2 protein-coding genes are annotated in these 1,017 nt (G+C 76.0%); both read right to left on the bottom strand.

Annotated features, from left to right (window positions below; all coding sequences use genetic code 11):
- A partial coding sequence (locus ACFV4N_RS44070) for an NAD(P)-dependent alcohol dehydrogenase (RefSeq protein WP_499678661.1) occupies positions 1-648 on the bottom strand: 648 nt, incomplete at its 3' end.
- Positions 645-1,017 (bottom strand): DUF2306 domain-containing protein (locus tag ACFV4N_RS44065; RefSeq protein ID WP_499678660.1); only part of this gene is annotated, 373 nt, incomplete at its 5' end. The genes ACFV4N_RS44065 and ACFV4N_RS44070, both read right to left, overlap by 4 nt.

The following is a 1,017-nucleotide window of genomic DNA, read 5'->3' as shown; positions in this document are numbered from 1 at the left end:
GTCGAAGACCACGTCGTAGCGCCCCTCGTCCCGGGTGAAGTCGTCCTGGGCGTAGTCGATGACGTGGTCCGCGCCGAGCGAGGCGACCAGGTCCACGTTCCGGGCGCCGCACACCGCGGTCACCTCCGCGCCGAGCCACTTGCCGACCTGCACGGCGAACGTGCCGACGCCGCCGGACGCGCCGTTGACCAGGACCCGCTGCCCGGCCCGCACGCGCCCCCGGTCGCGCAGGCCCGTGAGCGCGGTGTTGGCCGCCAGCGGCAGCGCCGCCGCCTGCTCGAAGGTCAGGTTGGCGGGCTTGAGGTCCACGACGCCCTCCGGGGCGCGCACGTACTCGGCGAACGCGCCGTCGGCCTCGCCGTACACCTCGTCGCCCGGTCGCAACCGGGTCACCCGCCCGCCCACCGCCTCCACCACGCCCGCGAAGTCCGTGCCCCGGATCGACGTCCGGGGTCCGCGGAGCCCCATCACGCCCGGCATGAGGCGCGCCAGGTAGGGGTCGCCGCGCATGACGTGCCAGTCGCGGGCGTTCACCGCCGCCGCGCGCACCCGCACCAGCACCTCGTCGGCCGCGGGCTCCGGCCGGTCCACCTCCCTGAGCCGCAGCACGTCGGGAGGGCCGTACCTGTCCTGCGCGATCGCTTTCACCGTGCCTCCAGCGGGTGTGGGCGGCGGGAGCGGCGGATGGTCCGCTCGGCCACGAGAAGGTTGATCAGCCAGCCGGCGAGCACCAGCAGCGCCTCGGTGAGCCGGTCGGGCGCGCCGGCGAACGCCGACCAGGACGCGAGGGTGAGCACCTGCGTGCCGGCGCCCAGTCCGACCGCGTACCCGCGGATCGCCCAGTCCCGGTGCCGGGCGAAGTCGCGGCGCCGGGCGGCGGCGAAGCCGAGGACGAGGAACAGGGCCCAGGCCGTGCCGAACACGAGCCGGGAACCGGTGCCGAGCGCCCCGACGTCCGCGCGGTGCCCGAACAGGGCCAGCCACAGCGCCGTCAGCGCCCCGACGTGTCCGCAGAGG

It is taken from the genome of Actinosynnema sp. NPDC059797, assembly GCF_042732085.1.
In the GTDB taxonomy this organism is placed as follows: domain Bacteria; phylum Actinomycetota; class Actinomycetes; order Mycobacteriales; family Pseudonocardiaceae; genus Actinosynnema.
This window is presented reverse-complemented; position numbering and strand designations above follow the sequence as displayed.